Origin of the sequence: Mailhella massiliensis, assembly GCF_900155525.1 — a bacterium.
Taxonomy (GTDB): Bacteria; Desulfobacterota; Desulfovibrionia; order Desulfovibrionales; family Desulfovibrionaceae; genus Mailhella; species Mailhella massiliensis.
Genome location: NZ_LT706937.1, coordinates 127817 through 148864, shown reverse-complemented (window position 1 = coordinate 148864; position 21048 = coordinate 127817). Strand labels below are relative to the sequence as shown.

Genomic DNA, 21048 nt, shown 5'->3' with positions numbered 1-21048 from the left:
GATGAAGCCGTTATGGTACTGCACGCTTTCTCCGATAGTGGAGGGCGAGGATTCCGGTATGAGCGCGGCCTTCATGCGGGGCCGTATTCTGGCCTGCCTGCACAGTGTTTTTTCTCAAAAAAAAGGGCTCTTTGCCGTAGCCGTACCCTCGCCGGGCAGCGTGGCGGAGAGGGCGGGGCAGCTGCGGGTGTTTGCGTCCGACCGTGAAGATCTTGAGCTGCTTCAGCGGGAGCTTGCCGCCTTTCCGTGGTTCAGAGATTATGGGCGCTGCGAAATCCCCCGCAGAGTACCGGAAGATTTTACCGGCCCATGGTTCAGTCATTCGCGGTTTCGCATTCCTACGCTTGCCAGTGACAGGCATGAAGGCGCGGAGCATGGCCTTTTGCGCGAGAGGCGCATGAGACAGGCAAGAGCGGAGGGGCTGGTATTCTTCATACTCAGAAGCGGCAGCAATAAGAGCCGTTTTTCTCTGCATGTGCGGCGTATGGAAGGAGAAGCTCCCACTGGGGAGTGCGTCCCCAACGGGTACGGATTCTGCGGAGCAGAACACCGGTTCTGCCTGCCGGAGCTGCCATGGCTTTGAGAAATAAAACGGAACCCCGCCCGCTTATGCTTTCCAAAAGGGCCAATGTCTTTTATTTGGAGCACGCGCGGGTAATACAGCAGGATGAACGTGTTGTTTATCTTACGGATGACGGCGGCGAGTTCGAACAGATATTCAACATTCCCGAGCGGAATACGGCCTTTCTGCTGCTGGGAAAGGGGACTTCCATTACCGATGCCGCGATGCGCAGGCTGGCGGCATCGCAGGTACTGGTGGGATTTTGCGGGTCTGGAGGTTCCCCTTTGTCGGGGGCGGTTGATCCGGTCTTTCTTGTCCCGCAAAGTGAGTATCGCCCGACTCACTATATGCAGGAGTGGAGCAGGCTCTGGTTTCAGGAAGAGAAAAGACTGGAACTGGCCCGGTATTTCCTGAAGGAGCGAGTGAGGCTGACGGCGGAAGCCTGGCGGGATAATATCTCTTTGTCTCAGCTTGGCATATCTGTTTCAGAGGCGCTTCGGCAGCAGGTGGATGCGGAGTTGAGTCGGGCAGAGGGAACGCAGGAGCTGTTGCTTGTGGAAGCTCGCTGGGCCAGACGCCTGTACGCCGATCTTGCCGGAGGGCACGGTTTTCCCTTTAAAAGAGAGGAAGGAAAAAGAGCATCTTCTTCTCTTGCAGATATCTGCAATGGTTTTCTGGATCATGGCAATTACATAGCCTATGGCTATGCGTCGGTAGTTCTTTGCGGACTGGGGATCAGCTTTGCCATGCCGGTGCTGCACGGCAAGACACGTCGGGGCGCGCTGGTGTTCGATCTGGCCGATATCATCAAGGATGCCCTGGTTATGCCGCTGGCGTTTGAATGCGCTCAGAAGGGGGCTTCTCCGCAGGAGTTCCGTCTGAGTCTTATAGATTTGTGTCAGGAAAAGGAGGTGTTGGACTTTCTTTTTGACTTCATGGAGAAAGCTTGTAAAAAAGTTCAATAATATAAGTATGATATGTGGATACCCTCAATGGGGAAGACTTTTAGGCAAAAAGTGTCGCCGTATGCTGAAATAACAGAATTTTTTAGCAGAAAGCTCTAGTTATCCGCCGCGCAGGCGGTTTAGAAGTTCCTCGCTGCCGAGCACCTGCGCCGCCTGCTGTTATCCGCCGCGCAGGCGGTTTAGAAGATGACCTTATCGACGCTGCGCTCTTCTTTGATGTTATCCGCCGCGCAGGCGGTTTAGAAGGAGGGGAAGGACAAGCGCAGTATGGACGGCTGGTTATCCGCCGCGCAGGCGGTTTAGAAGTGAAGTGTCCTGCCATGCACGAAATGGAAAACGTTATCCGCCGCGCAGGCGGTTTAGAAGTGCTCGACGTTCTGGATGCCCTGCATGGTGTAGTTATCCGCCGCGCAGGCGGTTTAGAAGGTGAACGTGCCCGTCTGGGTGGACACCACCTTGTTATCCGCCGCGCAGGCGGTTTAGAAGGCCATGCCGCGCACCACGGGCAACGTGGGAGCGTTATCCGCCGCGCAGGCGGTTTAGAAGTACTTTTGGCGACAAACACTCGAACGTAGTGAGTTATCCGCCGCGCAGGCGGTTTAGAAGGACAACGCCAACAAAGAACGGAATGGGCCCCAGTTATCCGCCGCGCAGGCGGTTTAGAAGTACAGCTTCGCACAGCGTCGCGTGCAGCTTGCGTTATCCGCCGCGCAGGCGGTTTAGAAGATCACGACAGACAGGGCCTGCCTTGCACCACCGTTATCCGCCGCGCAGGCGGTTTAGAAGGTCAGAAGCATCCCTTGTTTGCTAAAGGGGATGTTATCCGCCGCGCAGGCGGTTTAGAAGAACTCCATGCGCGATTCCATCATGGCAATGGTGTTATCCGCCGCGCAGGCGGTTTAGAAGAGTTCCCCCGGCTTCGGCTCCCACTTCGGCGTGTTATCCGCCGCGCAGGCGGTTTAGAAGAGCTGCTGGAAAACGGCTATAACGTATATGCCGTTATCCGCCGCGCAGGCGGTTTAGAAGTATGCCATCACGCCCGTGGATATGGGCGGAAAGTTATCCGCCGCGCAGGCGGTTTAGAAGTTGCCGATGAAGCGCAGACTGGGGCGGCGGGAGTTATCCGCCGCGCAGGCGGTTTAGAAGCCATTGATAACTTCGAGAGCACGCAGAAGAACGTTATCCGCCGCGCAGGCGGTTTAGAAGACGATCATACCCCGTGCGATGGTTCATCAAGAGTTATCCGCCGCGCAGGCGGTTTAGAAGGTGGTCGTGTCCACGTCGAGCCTGCCGTAGTCGTTATCCGCCGCGCAGGCGGTTTAGAAGAGTCCGCACCGCTCATTTCTGCGGCTCCTGCTGTTATCCGCCGCGCAGGCGGTTTAGAAGCCACACAGAAAACGGATGCAGGTTGCGATCACGTTATCCGCCGCGCAGGCGGTTTAGAAGTGCAGGATTGTCACTCCTGCCATGGTGAGAAAGTTATCCGCCGCGCAGGCGGTATCGAGATCATTCTTCACTGAAGAGCTGGGAGAGATGATCCTTCCTGTCTTCCGGGGAGCGGAAGCGTTCGTAGAGAAACTGGATGACACGGTACGCCGCGTGGGAAATGTACGCCTGTCTGAGCACCAGAATGACGGGCAGGGTGCACAGCTCGCTGAAGTGCACCCTCCGGCATTCCAGAGTGCAGTTCTTCGGGACTTCGCTTTCCGGCAGAATGGCGGCGGCGTTCAGCCCCCGGCTGAGAAGTTCCACCATGATGCGCACATCCTGCGTGTCGGCAAAGACCTGCGGCACGATTCCTTCCTTCTGGAAGGTTTTCATGATCTGGTTGTAGCTGCCGCCGTCGTCTCTGCGGCGGGAAAGAAGCAGCGGCACATCCTTCAGGTCGGCAGGGCGCACGCTTTTTTTGCGGGGAGCGGCAAGGCCGGAGCCGTAAAGCGCGCAGTAGTGTGAGGAACGCAGAGGAATGATCCGGTAGTTCTGATTCTTGAGCGGAAGCTGCGCCAGGCACAGATCCAGATGCACTTCCTGCATGTGCCGTTCCAGACTCTGATTGTCCATGAGCCAGAGCCTGTAGGTAAGCTGCGGGTACAGCTTCTGCAGTTCCGGCAGAGCCTCAAGCATGAAGGAATTGCAAGGCGGGCATACGCCTATGCGTACATGACCGGAAACAGGATCGCCGCTGCGCAGAAAATCTTTCTCAAAGGCGTGAATGTAGGAAAGGATGAACTGGGCGCGGTGATAGAGTTCCTCCCCCGCAGGAGTGATCTGAAAGCTCCGGCTGGTGCGGTGGATGAGCGTAACGCCGAGCTCCTCCTCCAGTTCCTTGATCCGCTGGGAAAGCGGAGGCTGCGAAATGTGAAGGGAAGTGGCCGCCTTGCTGAACGAACCGAATTCCACAAGCGAGCAGAAGTATTCCAACCTTTTGAAATCCATGACTTTCTCCAAGTTCTTACGGGGAAACTCCCGGGGCGGGGCTGTATGGCGAAGCCATGAGAAAAATAGTTTTAAGAAAGAGTTTTTTTATGCATTCTACTGAAATTATTGAAAACAATACTTTCGATCTATTTCTTTTCGATATGATTTTCGAGACTAAAAGATATTTTTCCTCCTGTCTATTTTTCATTACAAGATGATATATGAAAATTTTCACCAGGAGGGATGTATGAACTCTCTTACCAGAACATGCCTGAGTCTTTTCATGGCGGGTGTTTTCGCCCTTCCTTCCGCCGCGACCTGCCGTGCGGCAAGCCATGACATGACCATTGTGGGCGGCGGTTCCGGCGGCCTCTGGGCCATCATTACCGAAGGTGTGGGGGAAACCGTCCGCCGCAGCTTTGAGGGCGCGCGCGTGACCACGGAACCCGGCAAGGACGGCCCCAATCAGGTCATGGTCAACAAGGGCGACGTGCAGTTCGGCATCGCCAGCGATCTTCTGACCATCCGCGCTCTGAAGGGCGAGGCTCCCTTCAGGGCGAAGATGGACAAGCTCCGCCTTGTGGCCGTGCTGAACCCCATGCAGGCCCTGCAGTTCTTTGTGGATGCGAAGACCGGCATCGAGAAGGCTTCCGACATCAAGGCCAAGAAGTATCCCCTCAAGGTGACCGTGAACCGTCAGGGCACGGTGATCGACATCATGTCGGAAAAAACGCTGGAGCTGTACGGCGCCCCGTATAAGGACATCACCTCCTGGGGCGGCAAGATTTTCAAGATTCCCGGCCCGGAAGCCACGGATCTGTGGGACGCCGGCCAGATGGACGCCATCATCGAAGTCTGCCAGTACCCTTCCAGCCGTTTCTTCGAGCTGGGGCAGAAGCATGACCTGCGCCTGCTTTCTCTGGACGAGTCCGTCATTGAAGGGCTGAACCGGGAACTCGGTTCCACTTCCATCACCATTCCCGCCGGAACGTACCCCTTCCAGAAGGAAGACTGCAAAACCGTAACCACGCAGCTTCTGCTCATCACCAGTATCGATACGCCCGATGAACTGGTGGAAGGCGTGCTGAACGCCATGGAACAGAACCTCGACTACCTGCGTACCGTGCACTCCAACCTGAAGGATCTCTCGCTGGAGGCCATGGCCGCCAATACCGCCATTCCCATGCATCCTGCGGCGGAGAAGTTCTATGCCGCGAAGCTGAAGAAGTAGTCCTCCCGGCGGAAGGGATTCCAGGCTCCCTTCCGCCTCCCTTCCTGCGGGGAATTCCCCCGCAGGAAAATTCCCCCGCTCTGTTTTGTTCTTTCGGCCGCCGGAACATGTGTCCGAAGCGGTGAGGGACGTTTTTGTCCCCACATTACCAGAATTCTCTTTCCGGAGAAAAACTATGACACTCGGAATGCTTTTCAAGGAAGGACGCAGAAGGAACCTGTCTCCGCTGTGGGTGAAGATCACCGGCGTGCTTGTTCTGATATTTTCCGCCATCGAACTGTACGGCGCGCCGTTCGGGTTCATTGATTCCTATATCCTGCGCGGGCTTTTCGTTTCCTTTGCCGTGGCGCTCACCTTCATCTGCTTCACTCCGGTGAAGAGCGAGCCGAAGGAATCGGAGAATGTGCCCGTAGCGGATATCATTCTCGCCGTCGCGAGCCTCGGCATAGGCATGTACCTTACCGTGAACGGTACGGACATCATCAACCGCTGGACCGGCGTCGATCCGCTGCTGCCCGCCGACTGGGTGGTCACTTCCGCCTGTGTTCTGCTGGTGCTTGAAGTGACGCGCCGCACCGTGGGGCCCGTGCTTCTCGGCATCATCCTCGTCTTCATCGCCTACAACTTCGTAGGCAAATACCTGCCCGGCTACTGGGGGCACCGCGGCTGCTCGCTGGAAACCTTCCTCGACCGCATGGTGTTCACCTACGACGGCATTTTCAGCACTCCCCTCGGCGTGGCCTGCACCTATGTGTTCATGTTCGTGCTCTTCGGCCACACCTTCAACGCCGCAGGCGGCGGAAAGTTCTTCTTCAGCCTTGCTGCCTCCATCGCCGGACGTATGCGCGGCGGCCCCGCCAAGATCAGCGTCATCGCCTCCGCCCTGTACGGTACCGTTTCCGGTTCCCCCGTTTCCGACGTGGTGACCACCGGCAGCATCACCATTCCTCTTATGAAAAAGCTCGGCTATACGCCGGAATTTGCGGGCGCCGTGGCGGCTTCCGCCTGTTCGGGCGCGTCCATCCTGCCGCCCATCATGGGCACGGCCGCCTTCCTCATGGTGGACGTGGCGGGCATTCCCTATATCGACATCGCCATTGCCGCCGCCATTCCCGCCGTCATCTACTATGTGGCGCTCATGCTTCAGGTGCACGACCGTTCCGTGATGCAGGGAATGCGCCCCATCGCCGACGACGAACACCCTGTGGACCCCGCCGGCAAGGTGCTGCGTGAAAACTGGCTCTACCTCATTCCCATCGTGATTCTGGTCACCCTCATCGTGCAGCGCGTCAGCCCCACCGTGGTGGGCCTGTGCGCCACGCTGGCCGTCATCGTCGTCAGCTGGTTCATCCCCGGGCACCGCATGGGCATAAAGGAACTCTACGGCGTGCTGCGCAAGACCTGCCTTGGCATTCTTACCGTGGCCAACGCTTCCGCCGCTGCGGGCATGGTCATAGGCGGCATCATGCTTACCGGCCTCGGCGGCAAGTTCACGAGCCTTGTTTTTGCGGCTACGGGCGGCCAGAGCGGACTCTGCCTCGCCATGGTGGCTCTTGTGTGCATCGTGCTCGGCATGGGCATGCCCGTGCCCGCCGCCTATGTGCTCACCGCCACGCTTGCGGCTCCTGCTCTTCTGGAATTCAAGTTCTCCCTCATGGGCGCGCACCTGTTCATCGTGTACTTTGCCGCCATTTCCGCCATAACCCCGCCCGTGGCCGTGGCCGCCTACGCCGCCGCAGGCATATCGGAGGGCAACCCCAACAGCACGGGCGTGCAGGCGGTGAAGCTTTCCATTGCGGCATACCTTGTGCCCTTCGTCTTCATGTACCGCCCGGGCCTTCTCATGGACGGTTCTCTGTTCGACATCGCCTATTCCACGGTGGTGACCACCATAGGCGTGGCCTGCGTGGCTTCCGGTCTGGAAGGCTATCTGCACGGTCCCCTGCGTTCCCGCTTCTATCGCCTGCTGCTCATCGCGGGCGGGCTCATCTTCATCTGGCCCGCCGGCTGGTCCGACATCGTGGGCTTCGCCATCTTCGCCTTCATCTACGCGCATCAGTACATCATCAGAAAGAACAACCCCGACCCCGCGCTGCGGGACAGGGTCATCCGGGAGGCAGCATGACCATGAATCCTCAGATTATCCGCCTGGAAACGGATCTTCTCATCCTCGGTACGGGCGCCGCCGGCTGCGGCGCGGCTCTGGCCGCCCGAAGGGCCGGAGTCAGGACGCTCATGGTGGACAAGGGCAAGCTGGAAAGTTCCGGCTGTCTGGGCGGCGGCAACGACCATTTCGTCGCGGTGCTCGGTACCGACGAGCCGGACGACACCATCGACGACCTTGTCCGTGTGCACAACAAGCCCGGTTCCGGCGTTTCGGAAAAGCAGATACGCGACTGGGGCGAAGTCATGCCCGACATGGTGGCCTTTCTGGAAGCGGAGGGAGTGCACCTTCTGCACAATCCCGACGGGAGCTACCTGCGCACCGCGGGCCGCGGGGAACCGGCCTGGTACATCAATATCGCCGAAGGGCAGAAGATCAAGCGCCTCATCGCCCGAAGGCTGCGCGCCATGGGCGCGGACGTGCTCGACCATGTGATGATCACCCGTCTGCTCAAAAAGGACGGCTGCATCGCCGGGGCCGTGGGCTTCAACGTGCTGGACGGAACCAGATACGTCATCGCCGCATCCACCGTCATTCTCGCCCTCGGCAACAGCTGCAACCGTGCCTCCGCCAATTCCACGGGCAACCCGTACAATACCTGGCACAGCCCCTTCAACACGGGCAGCCAGTACGCTCTTGCCTACGAGGCGGGCGCGCGCATCATCAACATGGACGTGAAGCAGCAGGCCACGCTTATTCCCAAGGGCTTCGGCTGCGCGGGCATGAACGGCATCAACGGTTCCGGCGCGCACGAACTGAACGCCCTCGGCGAGAGGTTCATGCCCAGGTATCATCCGCAGATGGAAAACTGCCCCCGTCAGTTCCAGATCAACGGCACGCACAGGGAACTGGTGGAAGGCCGCGGGCCCTTCCATATGGAAATGCGCCACATCGACCCCGAGCTGCTCCATCACCTGCAGTATGTGCTCATGCCCGGCGACAAGGCCACCTTCCTCGACTACTGCGAGCAGCGCGGCGTGGACTTCGCCAAGGCCCCCATGGAAATCGAGATAGGCGAGATTGAATTCAGCGGGATGCTCGCCACGGACGATCACTATGAAACCACCGTGCCCGGCCTGTACAACGGATGCGTGTTCTACACCTTCTCCGGTTCCCTGTGCAGCGGCTACCTTGCCGGACGTTCCGCCGCAGGCCGCCTTGCCGCGCCCGTGGACCTCGGTGATCTGGAAGAGGAGATACAGGCCGAATGCGCCCGTATCGGCGCGCCTCTTGCCGTGAAGGGCGACGTGATCGACCAGGCGATGTTCGAATCCTCCATCCGGCAGGTCATGTCGTACTACATGGGATATGTGCGCAATGAGGCGGGCATGGACATCGCCCTGGAGCGCCTGGGCTTCATTGCCACCTACATGGGCCGGGTAAAGGCCTCCAACATGCACGAACTCATGATGGTGCATGAGGCGGAACACCTGCTTTCCTCCTGCGTGCTTTCCACCCTGTGCACCCGTGAGCGCAGGGAAAGCGGCAGAAGCGTGTACCGCCGCAGCGACTACCCGGAAAAAAGCGACGCCTACAACGGCAAGATTCTCGCGGTGATCAAAAAAGACGGCCAGCCCAGCACGTTCTGGCTGTAATGGCGGAAGGAGAGAGAACAATGCCCCCTATTTACAGCAAGGAATGGAAAATCCCTTTCATCCAGAACAGCGGCGACTTCCGCCAGACGCGCACTTCTCCCTGTGAGAAGGCCTGCCTTCTCGGAAATTCCATACAGAAAGTTCATACCCTTCTGGCGGAAGGCCGTGTGGACGAGGCTCTTTTGTGGCTGCATGTCCGCAACCCCTTCCCCGGGGTGACGGGCCGCGTATGTCCTCATCCCTGCGAGGGAAAGTGCAACAGAACTTCCTATGATGAGCCCATGGCCATACACAGCCTGGAGCGTTTTGCCGCCGATCACGGTCGAGGCCTCAGGCTCCGTCCGCTGCCGGAAAGCGGCCGCCGCATCGCCGTGGTGGGCGCGGGCCCTGCCGGACTTGCCGCAGCGCGTTTTGCCTCCCTTCTGGGGCATGGCGTGGACGTATATGAATCTTCGCCCGTCATGGGCGGAGCGCCCCGTCAGGTCATTCCCGACTTCCGCCTGCCCAAGGATGTGGTGGACCGTGAATGCGCCGCGGCCGTGGAAGGCGACGTGCAGGTCTTCACCAACGTCACCGCAGGACGCGACGTGATGGTGGCCGACCTTCTGGAGCGTTACGACGCCTGCCTCATGACCACGGGCCTGTGGAAGGAACGCATTCTCGATATTCCCGGCAGGGAGCACCTGAAAACGGCCGTGAACTGGCTCAGGCGCATGACGCTGGAGCGCGAGAGCCTTGAAGGGCGCGACGTGGCCATTCTCGGCGGCGGCGGCGTGGCCTTCGACTGCGCCTTCACCGCAAAGCGTCTGAAGGCCCGCTCGGTGCATCTCATCTGCCTTGAGGACGATTCTTCCATGCGCGCCCCGGCCGAGGAGGTACGGCAGGCCCGGGAAGAAGGGATATGCCTTCATCAGTCGCTGCTCAGCAGGAGCGTGGAAGAGACGGACGGACGCCTGCGTGTGAAGGCGGAAAAGGTCTCCTCCTTCCGCTTCGATGAAACGGGCCGTCTTCATGCGGAAATGGCCGATGAAGCCGCCTTCCTGCTCGACGCCGACCTTGTGATATGCGCAAGCGGTCTCAAGCTCGACGAAACGGCGCTTTGCGGCATGGATGTGGAACGCACGCCGCGCGGCATGGTGAAGGTGGACGACGACTTCCGCACCTCCGTGCCCGGCCTTTTCGCGGCGGGGGATATGGCCTCCGGTCCCGGGCTGGTGGCTTCCGCCATAGGCGCGGGCCGCAGGGCCGCCGTGGCCCTGCACTGCTTCCTGTGCGGAGAGCAGGCCCCCCTCGACATTTTCATCGACGAGGAAGGGAACGTGTGCACGCAGAAGGCGGAAAGCTGCGTGGAACCCCATGTGGTGGCCTTTGAGGAAATGATGAACATCGACTACCACGAACATGCGCCGAGGCAGGTGCAGCCGGTGAAGGACGCTGCGCCCGGCGTGGCCTTCCATGAACTGGAGGACGGGCTTTCCCCGGAACAGGCGGTGAAGGAGGCCTCGCGCTGTATGCACTGCGGCCACTGCATGGAATGCGGTTCCTGTGTGGAAAGCTGCCCCGGCCATATTCTGGAAATGACGGACGACGGTCCCGCCGTGGCCTATCCTGCCCAGTGCTGGCACTGCGGCTGCTGCCGTATTGCCTGCCCCACGGGGTCCATTGCCTACAAGTTCCCCCTGACCATGATGCTGTAGCATCTCTCTCCGTATTGCAGTGAGAAGGAGGCCCTCCGGGCGTGCGCCCGGGGGGCCTTTGACGATGAAGTTTCGGAAAAAAGGGGGGGAGAATGCTGTTTCTTGTTGCTTCATGCATGGTCGGCGGCGCGTTCATCGGCCTGCTCAACGGCCTTCTCGGCATGGGCGGCTCGTTCATCGTCATTCCGCTGCTTGATGAAGTGTTGCCGCGCCTCGGCGTTTCTCCGGGCATGGCGCATGTGATGGCCGTGGGCACGGCTCCGGCCACCATACTTCTGACCTGTGTGTCCAGCGTACTGGCCCACAGGGCGCTGGGGTCGCTGCGCGGAGATCTTCTCCGGCGCATGGGACCGTATGTGTTTGCCGGGAGCATGGCCGGGGCATTTCTGGCTCCTCACATGCCCGCGCTTTTTCTCAGGCTGCTTTTTGCCGCCGTGCTCATGCTCATGGGGGTGCACATTCTTCTTCCGCAGAAATCCCGGGAGCCCTGCAGGGAGAAAACGGCCTTTCTGGAGGTGGCGGCGGCTTTTTTCGGGCTGCTTGCCAGCATGAGCGGGCTTGCCGGAACCTTGATCTGCGTTACCTGGCTGCACTGGAGAGGCGTTCCCTGGCGTCAGGCCGTGGGAACGAGCGCGGGCATCGGCCTTGTCATTGCCGCAACCTCCACCTGCGGATACATGCTTTCCGGCTGGGGAGAGGCGAAGCTTCCCGCGTGGTCGCTGGGATATCTGTACCTTCCCGGGGCGCTGTGCCTTCTTGTTCCCTCCGTGGTGACGGCAAGGTTCGGGGCGTATCTGCTTCATGCCGAAAACATGCCGCTTGCGGCCATGAAGAAGGCCGTGGCCGTCATGAATATCGTCATGGCGCTGCATGTCGTTCTTTCCGTCTTGTGACATTGTTCTCCGGGAGAAAAAAGGAAGCGGAGATCGCGGTTTTCATTGCCGCGCTTTTCTGTTTTAATCCCCGCGGCCGTGGAAAGCGGCTTCGCGGAACGGCAGGCGCGTGCTTTTCATGGAAGAAGCGCCCCCCTGTTGCCGGGCATGAGGAAAGGAGAAAGAACCATGAAGAGAAGAATACGGAGCGGTGCAGGGCCATGCCTTGCGCTGGTTCTGGCCATGGCATCCGTTCTTGCCGGATGCGGGGAAAAATCGGTTCCGCAACGGCAGGAAGACGGTCTGGAGCTGGTGATTCTGCACACCAACGATACGCATTCCTTCCTTGCCGGTATGGACGGATACGGCAACGCCTGTCTGGAGAACGGAGACTGTGCCGGGGGGCTGGGCCGTGTGGCCTTTGCCGTGAAGGCCGCGAGGGCGCAGAAGGACAACGTCATCGCCGTGGACGCCGGAGACCAGTTTCAGGGCACGCTTTTCTACAGTGTGAACAAATGGCCCATGATTGCGGATGTGGACCGCGTGGTGCCGTGGGACGCCATGACGCTGGGCAACCATGAGTTCGACGAAGGCTGCGGGGAACTGGCCCGCTTTATGGAAAAGACGCCTGTGCCCGTGCTGGCCGCCAATCTGAATCCTGAAGAAGGCTGCCCCCTGCATGGGGGGAGAAGGCTGCCGCACATCGTCAGAAACGTGCGCGGGGAAAAGGTGGCCGTTGTGGGGCTTGCCAACGATGAGGTGACCGCCCTGGCCTCGGCCTGCGCGCAGACGCGCTTCGACAGGGCGGAGGATGCGCTTGCCCGCGAGGTGAAGGAACTTGAAGCGCAGGGCATACGGCACATCGTGGCAGTGACGCACCTCGGTCTTCCCAGGGACAGAGAACTGGCCCGCAGCGTGGACGGCGTGGATATCATTGTGGGCGGGCATACGCACAGCTATCTGGGACCCGAGCCTTCCGACGGACCGTATCCCGTGGTGGAGCATTCGCCGGACGGTTCCCCCGTTCTGGTGGTCACCGCCGGGCGCGGGGCAAAGTACCTCGGCGAGCTCAGCGTGAAGTTCGACGGAAAAGGCGTACCCGCATTCTGGAGCGGGGCCGCCGTGGAGCTTGGCGCCGACACGCCTGTGGACCCCGCGGTGAAGGAACTTGTGGACCGCTACGGGGCGACGCTCAGGGCGCTCCGTGCCGAAGTGGTGGGAGAGCATCATCTTTCCCTGCCCGACGGCATGGACCTGTGCCGGGAAAAGGACTGCCTCGGCGGCATGATCACCACGGACGCCATGCTGGAGGCGGGCCGTCCCTTCGGCGCAACCGTGGCGCTCTGCAACGGCGGAGCCGTACGCGCGGCTCTTCCCGCCGGGAAGATCACGCGGGGAGACCTGCTTTCCGTTCATCCCTTCGGCAACGTGTCCGTACTGCGTGAATATACGGGCAGGGAGATTCTTGCCGCGCTGGAACACGGCGTGGCGCAGGAAGGGGCGAAGGGGCCGCGTCTTCTCCAGACGGCGGGCCTGCGCTATGAGGTGGATTCCACCCGTCCCGCCGGTTCCCGGGTGCTGAAGGCGGAAGTGCAGGATGAAAAGGGAACGTTTTCCCCTCTTGAGCCGGACGGGCGCTATATCGTGGCGCTTGCCGATTATCTTGCCGAAGGGGGGGACGGTTATGCCGTGCTGGCCGGAGGAGGCGCGGTTCCTTCGCCCGAGAGTCTGGTGGTGGATGAGGTGGAAGCCTGGATACGGACGCATTCCCCGCTGCCCGAGCCGGAGGGCGGGCGCATCATCCGTGTAAGATAGGCCGCTTCATGTAAAAGAAAGGCTCCCGACCGTATGATGCGGCCGGGAGCCTTAGTTTTTCTGAACGCCGCAACCTCAGGCGGACCCGTGAAGCTCCGCTCGGGGGAGACGGACTCCCCCGGAGCGCTCAGATGCTGAAGTAGTCCTTCGCGGATTCGAAGAGGTGCAGGTCGTAATCGCCGGGCACGTTTTTGTAGAGGCCTGCGCCCGTGCGTTCGGAGTGGCCCATTTTGCCCAGCACGCGGCCGTCGGGCGAGGTGATGCCTTCGACGGCCCAGATGGAGCCGTTGGGGTTGAAGTCCACATCCATGGAGGGATTGCCTTCAAGGTCCACATACTGCGTGGCTATCTGCCCGCCTGCACGCAGCTTTTCCAGCAGCGCGCCGTCGCAGAGGAAGCGGCCTTCGCCGTGGGAAACGGGCACGGAAACCACATCGCCCACGTTCACCCTGCCGAGCCACGGAGACAGGCGCGAGCAGACGCGCGTACGCGCGATCTTCGACTGATGGCGGCCGATGACGTTGAAGGTGAGGGTGGGGCAGTTCTCGTCGGTATCGATGATTTCGCCGTAGGGCACGAGACCGAGCTTGATGAGCGCCTGGAAGCCGTTGCAGATGCCGAGCATGAGGCCGTCGCGGTCCTTGAGCAGGCGCATGGTGGCGTCCGCCACTTCGGGATTGCGGAAGAAGGCGGTGATGAACTTGCCGGAACCTTCCGGTTCGTCGCCGCCGGAGAAGCCGCCGGGCACGAAGATGATGTGGCTGTCGCGCGCAGCGCGGGCGAAGCGGGCGGCCGATTCCGACACTTCCGCGGCCGACTGGTTGCGGAGCACCATGATTTCCGGTTCAAGGCCTGCACGGAGCACGGCACGGGCGCTGTCGTATTCGCAGTTGGTGCCGGGGAAGACGGGAATGAGCACCCTGGGCCTTGCCGCGCCCACGCGGGGCACGGCCACCGGGCTCTTTTCAGAGGCGATCACGGGCACGGGGGCGGCTTCGGTTTCGGTACGGCTCGGATAGATATTTTCCAGCACGCCTTCGTTCAGAGCGAGAAGCTCGCTTACGGAGGCGCTGTCCTTACCGAGGCTGATCATGCCGTCGCCGGTGGTGGAGCCTATCTTCAGGCCGCAGGCGCAGTCTTCGGAAAGTTCCGCCACGATGGCGCCGGGCATGGGCCTGTGCCATGCCACGTCGGCGCAGGCGGCAAATCCCGTGCCGTTGCCGAAGGACATGTTCATGACGGCTTCCGCCACGCTGTTTTCCACGGCCCAGGCAGCCTTGACGATGCCCTTTTCCCGCAGGGCGGCAAAGCCGTCCCAGCAGGCCCTGAGAGCGGAGGCGTCTTCGCTTTCAGGGGCGAAGAGGTACACGCCGTGTCCGGCTTCCTTGAATTCGGGAGAAAGAATGTCCCCGACCTTGGCCGGAGCGATGGCGAAGGAAATGAGGGTGGGAGGCACGTCCATGTCGAGGAAGGAACCGGACATGGAGTCCTTGCCGCCTATGGCCGCCACGCCGAGACCGAGCTGGGCGTCCAGCGCGCCGAGCAGGGCGGAGAAGGGCTTGCCCCAGCGTTCGGGGTCGTCGCGCAGCTTTTCAAAATATTCCTGAAGAGAAAGGTACGCCTTGCGGTAATCGCAGCCTGCCGCGGCAAGACGGGCCACGGAGGTGACCACGGAGCGGTAGGCTCCCCTGTACGGGTCGACGCACATCTGATCCGCGTCGAAGCCCCATGCCATGACGGAGCAGTCTTCGGTTTCCTGTCCGGGCAGTACGGGCAGCAGCGCGGCCATGGCCTGTGCGGGCGTGCGCTGACGCACGCCGCCGAAGGGCATGAGCACGGAACCTGCGCCGATGGTGGAGTCGAAGCGCTCGGCAAGGCCGCGGCGGGAGGCGCATTTCAGGCTGGAAGCCGTTTCGCGCAGGCTGGAGGCCGCGGGAGCGTCAAGAGCGGAACGGTCCTTCGCGTTCACCTTGACGGTGGTGTGCTTGGACGCGCCGTTGGTATCCAGGAAGGCGCGGGAAAGGTTCACGATGGTCTGGCCCTGCCAGGTCATGACCATGCGGGCATCTTCCGTGACCTCGGCCACCTGATAGGCTTCGAGATTTTCCTTCTGCGCCGCGGCGATGAAGGCTTCCGCATCCTTGGCGGCCACCACGCAGGCCATGCGTTCCTGCGATTCGGAAATGGCGAGTTCCGTACCGTCCAGCCCTTCATACTTCTTGCGCACCGCGTCCAGGCGGATGCTCAGACCGGGGGCGAGTTCGCCTATGGCCACGGACACGCCGCCCGCGCCGAAGTCGTTGCAGCGCTTGATGAGCCGGGTGACGCTGCCGTCGCGGAACAGGCGCTGTATCTTGCGTTCTTCGGGCGCGTTGCCCTTCTGCACTTCCGAGGCCATGGTCACGAGGGACTTGCGGTTGTGGCTCTTGGAGGAGCCGGTGGCGCCGCCTATGCCGTCGCGTCCCGTGCGGCCGCCGAGGAGGATGACCACGTCGCCGGGAGCGGGGCGCTCGCGCACCACGTTCGCGGCCGGAGCCGCGGCCGCCACGGCGCCGACTTCGAGGTGCTTGGCCACATAGCCGTTATGGTAGACTTCGGAAACCATGCCCGTGGCAAGACCTATCTGGTTGCCGTAGGAGGAATAGCCTGCGGCCGCCGTCTGGGCCAGCTTGCGCTGGGGAAGCTTGCCCGGAATGGTTTCGGAAACGGGCGTGCGCGGATCGCCGCAGCCGGTGACGCGCATGGCCTGATACACATACGCGCGGCCGGAGAGCGGGTCGCGGATGCAGCCGCCGATGCAGGTGGCTGCGCCGCCGAAAGGCTCGATTTCCGTGGGGTGATTGTGCGTTTCGTTTTTGAACATGAGCAGCCAGTCCTGCTCTTCGCCGTTCACCGTGGCCGTGACGTGTATGGAGCAGGCGTTGATTTCCTCGCTCTGATCCATGTTGCCGAGCAGACCGCGCTTTTTGAGCGTCTTGGCGGCAATGGTGGCCATGTCCATGAGGGTCCGGGGCCTTACGGCCGCCTTTTCCTCGCCGTACACCTCCACACGGGCGGCAAGGTAGCGCTCGTAGGCGGCGCGGGTCTCGTCGTCCAGAATCTCCACGGAGTCGATATGCGTGGAGAAGGTGGTATGGCGGCAGTGGTCGGACCAGTAGGTGTCCACCACGCGCACTTCCGTGATGGTGGGATCGCGCTTTTCCTCGTCGCGGAAATGGGCCTGAAGAAATTTGAGGTCGTCAAGATCCATGGCGAGGCCGAGGGAATCGAGCAGTTCTTTCAGACCGGCTTCGTCCATGGAGATGAAGCCTTCCACGGTGCTCACGCTGCTGGGCACCTCGTATTCCATGCGCAGCGTTTCCACGGCGCCGAGTCCGGCTTCGCGCGCTTCCACGGGGTTGATAAGGTAGCGCTTGATTTTTTCCACATCGGCTTCGGAAAGGTCGCCCGAAAGCAGGAAGACCCGCGCCGTGCGCACGGCGGGCCTTTCTCCCTGCGTCATGAGCTGGATGCACTGACTCGCGGAGTCGGCACGCTGGTCGAACTGGCCGGGCAGATATTCCACGGCGAACGCCGTATGGTCGCCGGCGGGAAGCTGTTCGCTCACATCGTCGACCTGCGGTTCGGAAAACACGGTCTTCACCGCGCGGCGGAAGGCTTCCTCATCCAGTCCTTCCACGTCGTAGCGGTTGATGAGCCGAAGTCCGGCAAGGGAAGAGATGCCGAGCAGGGTGCGAAGCTCGGCAAGCAGCGCTCCGGCTTCATGCCGCAGGGCGGGCTTTTTCTCTACATAGATGCGTCTTACCATTCTCGAATTCCTTCGCAGCGGGCGGACCGCCGCATGTCGTGCAGGGGGCAGCCGGGCCGCGCCCGCCCGTGCGGGCGCGGCCTTGTCTCAGGCGAGGACGACCTTTTCCTCGCCGGAAACGATTTCTCCAAGAACATAGGCTTCGCAGCCCTGAGCCTTCAGGGCGGCAAGGGCCTTGTCCGCCGTATCGTTCGACACGATCACGGTCATGCCCACGCCCATGTTGTAGGTGTTGAACATATCGCGTTCGGGGATGTTTCCTTCGCGCTGCAGCATGGAGAAAATGGCCGGGGTACGCACGGCGGCCTTCTCCACTCTGGCGGCAAGCCCGTCGGGCACGCAGCGGGGGATGTTTTCATAGAATCCGCCGCCGGTGATGTGGCTTATGCCGTGCACGTCGGCGGCGGCAATGGCCGCAAGCACGGGCTTCACATAGATGACGGTGGGAGTGAGCAGCGCCTCGCCCAGCGTCATGCCGAGTTCGTCGCAGTAGCGGTGAAGGTCGGCGTTTTCCACGTCGAAGACCTTGCGTACCAGCGAGTAGCCGTTGGAATGAAGCCCGGAGGAGGGCAGCGCCAGAATGACGTCGCCTTCCCGCATACGCTTGTGGTCGATGATCTTTTCCCGATCCACCACGCCCACGGCAAAGCCCGCGAGGTCGTAGTCGTCCGCGGCCATGGTGCCGGGGTGTTCGGCCGTTTCGCCGCCGATGAGGGCGCAGCCGGCCTGCACGCAGCCTTCCGCCACTCCGGAAACGAGGGTGGCCACCTTTTCAGGTTCGTTCCTGCCTATGGCGATGTAGTCGAGGAAGAAGAGGGGCTTTGCACCGCAGCAGACGATGTCGTTCACGCACATGGCCACGCAGTCGATGCCCACGGTGTCGTGCCTGTTCATGAGCTGGGCGATGCGCTGCTTGGTGCCTACGCCGTCGGTGCCGGAAACGAGCACCGGACGCGCCATGCCGGCGGTGTCGGGCTCGAACAGGCCCCCGAAGCCGCCGAGATCGGACACCACACCGGGAATGAGGGTGCGTTCGACATGGCGCTTCATGAGGCGCACGCCTTCATAGCCGGCTTCGATATTGACGCCGGCCGCGGCATAGGAAGCGGAGTGGGAATTGTTCATGGCTTATCCTTTTCCATTCCAGCAATAGGTGCAGATCTTCTCTCTGTCGATGCCGATGGCTTCAAGCAGACCGTCCAGCGACTGATAGCCCAGCGAGTCGAAGCCCATCTTCTTGCAGATGGCGGCCAGCAGGCTTTTACCGCGCGCCGTGGAGGCGTCGGCGTATTCCTCGAGGTGGCGGTGCCCCTCGTCGCCTTCCAGTTCCTGGATGATGCGCCGGGCCAGAAGGTCCATGTCGGAATTGCCCCGGGAGAAGTTCAGGTACTTGCAGCTGTACATGATGGGCGGACAGGCGGAACGCATGTGCACTTCCGCCGCGCCGGATTCGAACAGAAAGTCCACCGTTTCCCGCAGCTGCGTACCGCGCACGATGGAATCGTCCACGAAAAGCAGCTTCTTGCCCTGAATGAGTTCGGGCACGGGGATCTGCTTCATCTTGGCCACCTGATTGCGCACGGCCTGGTTGGCGGGCATGAAGGAACGCGGCCAGGTGGGGGTGTACTTCACGAAGGGCCTTGCGAAGGGAAGCTTGCAGTGGTTGGCGAAGCCTATGGCGTGAGGCGTGCCGGAATCGGGCACGCCCGCCACATGATCGACGTCCGGCAGCGTTCCCCGCGCCATTTCATTGCGCGCCATGATCTCGCCGTTGCGGTAGCGCATGACTTCCACGTTCACCCCTTCGTAATTGGAGTTGGGGTAGCCGTAGTACGTCCAGAGGAAGGCGCATATCTTCATGGGCTTTTCCGCGGCAGAGAGCGTTTCATAGCCCCCGGCCGTGATGCGCACGATTTCGCGCGGCCCGAGCTCGTAGGCGTCCGCGTATCCCAGCTTGTGATAGGCGAAGGATTCGAAGGAAACGCTGTAGCCCGTGTCGCTTCTGCCGATATGCACCGGCAGACGCCCCATCTTGTCCCTGGCGGTGATGATGGCGTCTTCCGTGAGCAGGAGCATGGTCATCGAACCTTCGATGACGTCCTGCGCATAGCGGATGCCCGAAACGATGTCGTCCTTCTGATTGATGAGCGCCGCCACGAGCTCGGTGGGGTTCACCTTGCCGGAACTGGTGGCCATGAACTGATGGCCGCAGTTGGAAAAGTAATCCTTCACCAGCGTTTCGGCATTGTTGATGATGCCGACCGTGCAGATGGCGTACAGGCCCAGATGGGAACGCACCAGAAGCGGCTGAGGATCGATGTCGCTGATGCAGCCTATGCCGGCGCATCCTCTGAACTCGGCGAGGTCCTTTTCGAACTTGGTTCGGAAAGGCGTATTTTCAATGTTGTGGATCTGCCGCTGAAAGCCGAGTTCTCTGTCGTATATGGCCATGCCGCCCCGGCGCGTGCCGAGGTGGGAGTGGTAGTCCACGCCGAAGAAGATGTCCAGCACGCAGTCGCGCCTTGAGATGGCGCCGAAGAATCCGCCCATATGCGTTCCGCTCCTACGCGAAGAAGAGCTTGGAAAGGGTCATGGGGTCGATGTATTCCCCGTCCTTGTACACACGCATGTTGCCGGAGGCGATTTCGTCGATGAGCATGACCTTGCCGTCGGCGTCGTAGCCGTATTCGAACTTGATGTCGTAGAGGGTGAGGCCCTTTTCGGCCAGATCGTCGGCCACGATGCGGGTGATCTTCTGGGTCATTTCCTTGATGTCCTCATACTGCTGTTCGGTCATGACGCCGAGCACCACGAGGCCGTCCTTGGTGACCAGAGGATCGCCGAGATCGTCGTTCTTGAAGGTGGTTTCCACATAGGCGGGCAGATCCGCGCCGGATTCCACATAGTCGCCGTAGCGGCGCAGGAAGCTGCCCACGGCCTTGAGGCGGCAGATGACTTCGAGGCCCTTGCCGAACACCTTGGCGGGGAGCACTTCCATGGTGGTGTCGGCGAGGTTCGCGTTCACATAGTGGGTCTTGATGCCGGCGGCGTTGATCTTTTCGAAGAAGTAGATGGACATGCGCAGGTTCACGTCGCCCACGCCTTCGATGGTGAGGCCGACGGAGTTTTCGCCGGGATCGAACACGCCGTCCTTGCCGGTGCAGTCGTCCTTGAACTTCAGAAGATAGTTGCCGTTGTCCAGAGCGTAAACGTTCTTGGTTTTGCCGGTGTAGACAAGATTCATGAGAAATGCCTCCCTAGGGGTGTTGGGGTGTGAATGCGGTGAAGGGCGCACCCGTTCCGGGCCGGAGGAGCGATGCCGTGCTTCCCCCGTTCCGACGGCGTGTCGCGCCGAAAAGAACGCAAAAAGGGCAGCCCTGCGTCTGGCGTACAGGCTGCCTCTCTCCGGTCCACATGATGCACCATGCACCCGTGCCCTCTGTCGTTGCGGGAAGGATTCTTTTTGCCGAGCCTTCATGACGAAGGGCGGCATGCGTGCAGGCAGCCTCAAGGCGCGCGCGAAGGCCGCAGGAAAAGGCCGCGGTATGCGTTCCGGCGTTATGGCCGTTCGTGCAGAAGCTCCCGGTGAGGGCCGGTTGAGTGCTCATCGCGTTCATGGTGTTAGATTGAAGGAAAAACAAAGGGGCAATATAGCCTGTTTCAGGACGCTTCGCAAGAGGCGGGCGGGGGCTTCCGGCTGCAGAGGCGCTGCGGAAGCGGCCAGGGAGCCGTGTCCGCACGGCAGAGGGAGGAAAAAGCATGACTCCGGTACGCGGTCCAGAAGCGGCGGTGCGTGCGCAAGTCCGCGCCGGAGCACGCTTTTTGATGCGCTTTGCCAGGTCTGAGGGCAAAAGCGGAAAAAAGCCCGGAGAAAGGGTTGTGCCTTTTCTCCGGGCTTTCTTCATCGGGCAGAAGGGGCCT

At 61.1% G+C, this 21048-nt stretch carries 13 protein-coding genes and 1 CRISPR repeat array; of the genes, 8 read left to right on the top strand and 5 right to left on the bottom strand.

What is annotated here, in order from left to right:
• The first annotated feature begins 58 nt into the window (after positions 1–58).
• On the top strand, positions 59–583 hold the full coding sequence (locus CZ345_RS01185; RefSeq protein ID WP_239446573.1) for a type I-F CRISPR-associated endoribonuclease Cas6/Csy4: 525 nt from the start codon (positions 59–61) through the stop codon (positions 581–583).
• Positions 574–1527: a type I-F CRISPR-associated endonuclease Cas1f gene (gene cas1f / locus CZ345_RS01180; protein ID WP_077071371.1), complete on the top strand. Its 954-nt coding sequence runs from the start codon at positions 574–576 to the stop codon at positions 1525–1527. The genes CZ345_RS01185 and cas1f overlap by 10 nt, the downstream gene beginning before the upstream one ends.
• Before the next feature lie 98 nt (positions 1528–1625).
• A CRISPR array of direct repeats spans positions 1626–3033; the repeat unit is 28 nt; unit sequence GTTATCCGCCGCGCAGGCGGTTTAGAAG.
• On the opposite strand, the gene CZ345_RS01175 is transcribed toward cas1f, so the two are convergent.
• Entirely contained in the window at positions 3034–3963 is a 930-nt protein-coding gene (locus CZ345_RS01175; RefSeq protein WP_077071370.1) for a LysR family transcriptional regulator, read from the bottom strand. It abuts the feature before it with no gap.
• 229 nt (positions 3964–4192) lie between these two features.
• Between CZ345_RS01175 and CZ345_RS01170 the strand changes: the two genes are divergently transcribed.
• From CZ345_RS01170 to CZ345_RS01145, 6 genes are all read left to right on the top strand, one after another.
• On the top strand, positions 4193–5176 hold the full coding sequence (locus CZ345_RS01170) for a TAXI family TRAP transporter solute-binding subunit (protein WP_077071369.1): 984 nt from the start codon (positions 4193–4195) through the stop codon (positions 5174–5176).
• Positions 5177–5351: 175 nt separating this feature from the next.
• The gene (locus CZ345_RS01165; protein WP_077071368.1) at positions 5352–7301 is read left to right on the top strand and encodes a TRAP transporter permease; all 1950 of its coding nucleotides are present in this window, start codon (positions 5352–5354) and stop codon (positions 7299–7301) included.
• Positions 7298–8935 (top strand): FAD-binding protein, encoded by a 1638-nt coding sequence (locus CZ345_RS01160; protein WP_077071367.1) that lies wholly within the window; start codon positions 7298–7300, stop codon positions 8933–8935. Before CZ345_RS01165 ends, CZ345_RS01160 begins: the two co-directional genes overlap by 4 nt.
• Before the next feature lie 20 nt (positions 8936–8955).
• Positions 8956–10632 carry an FAD-dependent oxidoreductase gene (locus CZ345_RS01155; protein ID WP_077071366.1) on the top strand — a complete coding sequence of 559 codons (1677 nt, stop codon included), beginning with the start codon at positions 8956–8958 and terminating at the stop codon, positions 10630–10632.
• A gap of 92 nt (positions 10633–10724) precedes the next feature.
• Complete coding sequence (locus CZ345_RS01150) at positions 10725–11525, top strand: sulfite exporter TauE/SafE family protein (protein ID WP_077071365.1); 801 nt, start codon at positions 10725–10727, stop codon at positions 11523–11525.
• A 168-nt stretch (positions 11526–11693) separates the two neighbouring features.
• A complete protein-coding gene (locus CZ345_RS01145; RefSeq protein ID WP_239446571.1) occupies positions 11694–13319 on the top strand; it encodes a bifunctional metallophosphatase/5'-nucleotidase in 1626 nt (541 codons plus the stop codon).
• Between the two features lie 127 nt (positions 13320–13446).
• Here CZ345_RS01145 and CZ345_RS01140 read toward each other — a convergent pair whose 3' ends face one another.
• The 4 genes from CZ345_RS01140 to CZ345_RS01125 all read right to left on the bottom strand — a co-directional run bounded on the left by CZ345_RS01140 (position 13447) and on the right by CZ345_RS01125 (position 20371).
• The gene (locus CZ345_RS01140) at positions 13447–17127 is read right to left on the bottom strand and encodes a phosphoribosylformylglycinamidine synthase (RefSeq protein ID WP_077071364.1); all 3681 of its coding nucleotides are present in this window, start codon (positions 17125–17127) and stop codon (positions 13447–13449) included.
• Between the two features lie 87 nt (positions 17128–17214).
• Positions 17215–18252 carry a phosphoribosylformylglycinamidine cyclo-ligase gene (gene purM / locus CZ345_RS01135; RefSeq protein ID WP_077071363.1) on the bottom strand — a complete coding sequence of 346 codons (1038 nt, stop codon included), beginning with the start codon at positions 18250–18252 and terminating at the stop codon, positions 17215–17217.
• Between the two features lie 3 nt (positions 18253–18255).
• Positions 18256–19677, bottom strand: a complete 1422-nt coding sequence (locus CZ345_RS01130) for an amidophosphoribosyltransferase (RefSeq protein ID WP_077071362.1) — start codon at positions 19675–19677, stop codon at positions 18256–18258.
• A gap of 13 nt (positions 19678–19690) precedes the next feature.
• Positions 19691–20371 carry a phosphoribosylaminoimidazolesuccinocarboxamide synthase gene (locus tag CZ345_RS01125; protein WP_077071361.1) on the bottom strand — a complete coding sequence of 227 codons (681 nt, stop codon included), beginning with the start codon at positions 20369–20371 and terminating at the stop codon, positions 19691–19693.
• Positions 20372–21048: the final 677 nt, after the last annotated feature.